We start from the raw sequence: 5,495 nt of genomic DNA, 5'->3' as shown, positions 1-5,495 counted from the left end.
GTCTAGTTCGGAGATGGCAATGATTGATGCATTGAATCGTGATGAACGAACGGGTACAGATCCAGATACGTACTAAATGATCTATAGAAAATGGGGGTGAGCAAGATGGGGTTATTTCGACGTAAACAAGAGCAACAAGTGGTTATGAAAGAAGAGAACACTTCTTCTGTACCTGCTTCAGATGTGCTACAGGCCCAGCAACAAGAACGTAATCGACAAGTAGAGAAGGAACTGACGGCTGCAGTAGCGCAACATGAGAAAGTGAATGCCCAGCATAATGTGTTAGGTGAAGCTGTTACTGAGATAGAAAATAGCTTTCATGTGATTCGAAGCTTGAGTGAACAAACGACAGATGCATCTAAACAGCTGCATGAAAATGGACGTTCATTAGAAGAGAAATCTATATATATGGTTAAAGAAGCTGAAAATGGAGCGGAGGATGTCCGTTTAACAGCACAGGTAATGAACGATTTGGGTAAGCATATGGAACTGTCCGAAGAGAGTATGACACAATTAAGTGAACGGTCAGTGGAAATTCAGTCCATTGTCGGGGTAATAGAAAATATTGCAGCCCAAACAAATCTATTGGCGCTCAATGCCTCTATTGAAGCAGCTCGAGCAGGAGAATATGGGAAAGGTTTCTCCGTCGTTGCACAGGAAGTGAGGAATCTGGCAGAAAGTACGTCCAATAGTACGAAAGATATCCAGTCGTTAACTAATTCGTTAAAAGATGAAATTCTTCAAGCATTGGATGCAACAAAGAAGAGTTCTGCATTGATTGAGCAAGGTGTAGCCGTAAGTTTGCAGACTGCATCTAAGATTGAACATATTTTAGACACAGTGCAGGGCAGTCAAGTCGACATCTCGTCAATTGAAAAAATGATCGCGGAACAGAATAAATTGTCCGCTCAGATGCAAGAAGAACTTAAAAAAGCCAATTTACTATTTTCTTCTGCACGCGAGCTAATTGTTGAACATATCGAAGACGCAAAAGAAGTAGATAAGCGTCTGGAGAATGGAATTCATCAATTGCTTGTGAAGTAAGAAAGAGGCTGCCCTGAAAGTTAGAAACTTCTTTCAGTGATAGCCTTTTTATGTGTTGGGACAGAATAGTAAAGGAACGTTCCAGAGTAACGTTGCACGGCAGCAAAATTCTCGGGACCGCACAATACTCAAGTCGTACCGATCCAAAACACGCATGGAACGATCCAAACTAGCCGCGCAATGCACATTTCCTCTAGTATAGAGAAATTTCTTAGATTGAAAAAAAGTTCTCCTTAGACAAAACAAGAGCCAGCCGAAATGTCAGGTAGAATTGACTTCTCAGAAGGCTCCTTTCTATATGTTATTCTGTTTCAATCATAATCTGCTCTAACGTAATGGGGTGTTGGAAAGCGATTTTAGTGGCGGTCAATTTATATGGACCTCTGGCAATCGTTTCACTGCCATACAATTGGTCACCGATGACTGGATGGCCTAAATGAGCAAAATGGACACGAATTTGGTGTGTGCGCCCTGTCTCCAATTGTGCTTCTACGACTGTGCTATTCGCCCGTCGTTCGATGACTCTAAAATGCGTTGTAGCGGCTTGTCCAGAAGGAGATACTCTGCGTCTCGTGGCATGATAACGATCTTTACCAATTGGCATATTAATCGTGCCGCGTGGCTTTCTCAGCTGGCCTTCAACTTCCGCTGTATAAAAACGATCAATTTTATTCTGCTCTAGCATCCGATCGAGCATCGTTTTGGCAATCGGATGCTTGGCAATTAGTAGAATTCCAGCAGTATGCTGATCAAGTCGATGAATATGTTCAGCGTAGCTGCCACCTTGAGACTCTATATAACCCATCACTTCATTCATGAGCGTTCCAGTCCCAGGTGCCTGTTCCGGATGAACGGCCATCCCTGCAGGTTTATGGACGGCAAGTAAGTGTTCATCCTCCCAAACAATGCGCAGCGAATCAAAAGCCTCTGGTTTATATGAAGAATGGGCGTCAGAAAAACTAAAAGTCAGTGGAGTACCTTGAGGTAAAGGCTCTTTCCACTCGATAGGTTGACCATTCGTATCTGTTACGCTTTTATCCATCCGCATTTGATGAACCGTTTTTTTGCCACCTTGCCATTGCTCTCTGAGTAACTGTTCCACCGTTTCTCCAGGCTTGGTCGTCGTATATTGAAAACTTGTCATCTATCTAGTCTCCTTAGTTGCTTTCAAATTCGTCAAAAAATGCTTTAATCATTTCGTCTGGCTGTGCAGCTTCCATTCTGCCTTGCTCTTTGCCATCTTTGTAGTGAACGAGTGTTGGCCAACGCAATACATCGTATTCACCCTTCGCTTGATCACCAAATTCCATCATATTATATTGATATACATGGACATCATATTGATCTGCAATCGGCATGAGACGAGGCGTCATTTCCATACAGAATTGGCAGTCAGGACTAAAATAATACACAGTCGTTGGCTCACCACTTTCAATCTGTTTAGACACTTCATCCGGAAGGGCAATATTTTGATAGTTTTCATCTTCTAATAGGTCGATCGTTAGCTGCTCTAAATCCTCTGTTCCATACGGATTATCCGCTAATTTCTTCTCATTGGATTTGTTGTTGAGAAAAACAATTAAAATAAAAATCACAACAATAATTCCACCAATGGCTAATAATTTTTTCATATGGTGTTCACTCCTTTGTTTGTTTTAACATTACGAGACTTGCAACGAAAATGAAAGCAAAGGCGATGAGAGCCATGAAGGGAATCGTTATGAAACCTAAGTAATTGACGTATTGCCCCGTACAAGAAACACCACCGCAAACGGGTGCATTCTCCTGCAAGAAGGATAGCTTTTGAATACCATAATGGTAAAGGGAGATACTACCTCCAATGAATGAGAAAGCAGCTGTCGTCCAAGCAATAGTAGCGTTTTTTTGAATCAGTGCTACCAAGCCAATTAAAACAATCGGATACATGAAAATTCGCTGGTACCAACAGAGTGTACAGGGCACATAGCCTTTCACTTCTGAAAAATAAAGGGATCCTAGTGTGGCGGTTAATGCGACAGCCCAGATAAAAAGGAGTACATTCTCTTGATTTTTTTGCATATGCAATTTCTCCATTTCTACTGAATACATATTGCATTTCATGACAAAAGCCTTCCCTAAGGTGGGAAAGCTTCGAAATTATGGTTGGACACGATCTTCGGTTAGGGAATCAGAAGGCTGCTTTTTGGCTTCTAAGTAGAGGATATGGTGGCCATCCACTTCTTTCACAGTAAATTCATATCCTTGTTCAATGATTTTTTCACCTTGGACCGCTTCAAAGCGCTGATCCATGAGCCAACCACCAATCGTATCGATATCTTCTTCTAAAATTTCAATATCAAGCGCATCATTCACATTTTCGATGAGCATTTTCGCATCCAAAATATAGTGGTCAGGACCGATCTTCTGCAATTCGGGTAATTCATCTAAATCGAATTCATCACGAATTTCACCAACAATTTCTTCTAAAATATCCTCAATCGTGACAAGACCTGATGTCCCACCGTATTCATCCAATAAAACAGCCATATGAATTCGTTCTCGCTGAATTTTTAATAGTAAATCGCCAATTGGTATCGTTTCAATTACTCGGATAATTGGCTGCATATAATTGAGGACAGACTTGCTACCGTTGCTAGGGTCTTTGATATATGCCGTCAATAAATGCTTCATATTAATTAATCCAATTACATGGTCTTTGTCACCATCGGTAATCGGATAACGTGTATATTGCTCCACATCCATTAATTCAAACACGTCAGATAAAGTCATCTCTTTGTCAACTGTCATCATTTCGGTACGGGGTAACATGATTTCTTTTGCAATTCGATCGTCAAACTCAAAAATACGGTTGACGTATTTATATTCTGCCTGATTGATTTCTCCGCTTCGCAAACTATCCGATAAGATGATCCGTAGTTCCTCTTCGGTATGGGCCACTTCTAATTCAGAAATGGATTTGAAGCCAAGTAATCGTGTGACTAGACGAGCTGACCCATTCATCCCTTTAATAATGGGATACATTAATCGATAAAACAAATTCAATGGTGTCGATAGAGTAAGCGTCAATTCTTCAGCTTTGTGCAACGCAATCGTCTTTGGAGCAAGCTCTCCTACCACTACATGCAAATAGGTAACGATTGCCAAAGCAGTGGTGAAAGAAAGAATAGTCTCAATGTTGGTATCCAATGAAAGTGACTCAAAGACAGGAGCCAGTATCAATTTAACTGTTGGTTCTCCTAGCATACCCAACCCAAGAGCTGAAATTGTGATCCCAAGCTGACAAGCGGATAAGTATTCATCTAAGTTATCGGCAATTTTTTTCGAAAGAACCGCGCGTTTATTTCCTTCCTCGATCAGTTGATCTAAACGCGATGACCGGACTTTCACAATTGCAAATTCACACGCGACAAAAAATGCGGTGAGTGCGATCAAGGCAGCAAATGCTGCCAATCGTATGGCAATGTCCAAATAATGGCTCTGCACTTAACCCAAATGAGGGAAAAGAACAAAGCGTACACCTCCTGTAATGTAAAGTTAGTTATCTTTTATAATAATTTATTTATAGAGAAAAAACAATTCCTGTCACTTATAGATCGCGAAAAGATAGAGTGAAGTCTATTAAATGGATGAAAATCCCCATATTGAAGAAAAAAGGAACCTCCTGAAGAGGAAGGTTCCACAATGTCATTCGCCATATTTTGGCTGTGTTTCTTTGTAGGCATTTTGCTCGTTAGGAATGCGGCTTTGATCCTCGAAAACATTTTCGGTTTTCTGATTTTGTACTTGTAAGCGTTCCTTTTCAAGTTGCTGTTTGCCTTTTGACTTTTCTCTACTCATTTACAGCACCTCCTCTATCATAAGGATGGTCGGTTATAAGAGTAATCATTCATAGACATGAAAAGTCATGAGGTCATGCACCATTTTTAATACATCCGTTTCATTTGGCGGTGTACCATTCGTCCAATTAATAGTTCCATCTTTGTGATAATCTCCGGTGTATTGTTTATTTTGATAATAAAAAGAAATCGTCCAACCGGGTAAATCCGACCCGGCAAACATCTTTCGATAGCTAAAATGCTGTAGCATCGTGGTCACTCCTTTTTCATTTAACTAGTGATATCCTTACAAACCTTTTCATAAAATGCCAAAAGAGAACGAAAGGATGAGTGCGTGTTTGTTTCCCAATTACGAAGTGCCATAGAAGACGAATACAAGTCATACTTTTACTATAAGTCCATGTACCAGCTAACGAACGATCCGTTATGGCAAGAATTCATTCGCCATGTGTACGAAGATGAAAAGAGTCATTACGAAATGTTTCAACAGTTGTATTATATGATGACGGGAAGCTATGTTCCTAATCCGAAAAAATTGGCACCCTGTACAAACTTGAAAGAATGCGCAAAAAATGCGTTAGTTTCTGAATTAGAAGGAGTCGAACAGTATAAAGA

Annotated in this window: 8 protein-coding genes; 2 read left to right on the top strand and 6 right to left on the bottom strand. The window is 40.5% G+C overall.

All coding sequences use genetic code 11. The features are described 5' to 3' along the window. The first annotated feature begins 90 nt into the window (after positions 1-90). Positions 91-1,044 (top strand): methyl-accepting chemotaxis protein, encoded by a 954-nt coding sequence (locus tag GD002_RS17485; RefSeq protein ID WP_153733640.1) that lies wholly within the window; start codon positions 91-93, stop codon positions 1,042-1,044. A 301-nt stretch (positions 1,045-1,345) separates the two neighbouring features. Here GD002_RS17485 and GD002_RS17480 read toward each other — a convergent pair whose 3' ends face one another. The 6 genes from GD002_RS17480 to GD002_RS17455 all read right to left on the bottom strand — a co-directional run bounded on the left by GD002_RS17480 (position 1,346) and on the right by GD002_RS17455 (position 5,130). Further along, positions 1,346-2,188 carry an RluA family pseudouridine synthase gene (locus GD002_RS17480; protein ID WP_153733639.1) on the bottom strand — a complete coding sequence of 281 codons (843 nt, stop codon included), beginning with the start codon at positions 2,186-2,188 and terminating at the stop codon, positions 1,346-1,348. A 13-nt stretch (positions 2,189-2,201) separates the two neighbouring features. Continuing rightward, on the bottom strand, positions 2,202-2,675 hold the full coding sequence (locus GD002_RS17475; protein ID WP_153733638.1) for a thioredoxin family protein: 474 nt from the start codon (positions 2,673-2,675) through the stop codon (positions 2,202-2,204). A gap of 7 nt (positions 2,676-2,682) precedes the next feature. Then, a complete protein-coding gene (locus GD002_RS17470) occupies positions 2,683-3,102 on the bottom strand; it encodes a disulfide oxidoreductase (RefSeq protein ID WP_153733637.1) in 420 nt (139 codons plus the stop codon). Between the two features lie 78 nt (positions 3,103-3,180). Beyond that, a complete protein-coding gene (locus GD002_RS17465) occupies positions 3,181-4,512 on the bottom strand; it encodes a hemolysin family protein (RefSeq protein ID WP_194841679.1) in 1,332 nt (443 codons plus the stop codon). 216 nt (positions 4,513-4,728) lie between these two features. Further along, on the bottom strand, positions 4,729-4,881 hold the full coding sequence (locus tag GD002_RS17460) for a hypothetical protein (RefSeq protein ID WP_153733636.1): 153 nt from the start codon (positions 4,879-4,881) through the stop codon (positions 4,729-4,731). Between the two features lie 45 nt (positions 4,882-4,926). Further along, positions 4,927-5,130: a YheE family protein gene (locus tag GD002_RS17455; protein WP_153733635.1), complete on the bottom strand. Its 204-nt coding sequence runs from the start codon at positions 5,128-5,130 to the stop codon at positions 4,927-4,929. A gap of 84 nt (positions 5,131-5,214) precedes the next feature. Here GD002_RS17455 and GD002_RS17450 point away from each other — a divergent pair. Further along, positions 5,215-5,495: ferritin-like domain-containing protein (locus tag GD002_RS17450; protein ID WP_153733634.1), on the top strand; the 281-nt coding region annotated here is incomplete at its 3' end.

This window comes from Sporosarcina obsidiansis, assembly GCF_009651005.1.
Taxonomy (GTDB): Bacteria; Bacillota; Bacilli; order Bacillales_A; family Planococcaceae; genus Sporosarcina; species Sporosarcina obsidiansis.
The sequence above is the reverse complement of the archived record's forward strand: the minus strand, read 5'-3'. Positions and strand labels throughout refer to the sequence as shown.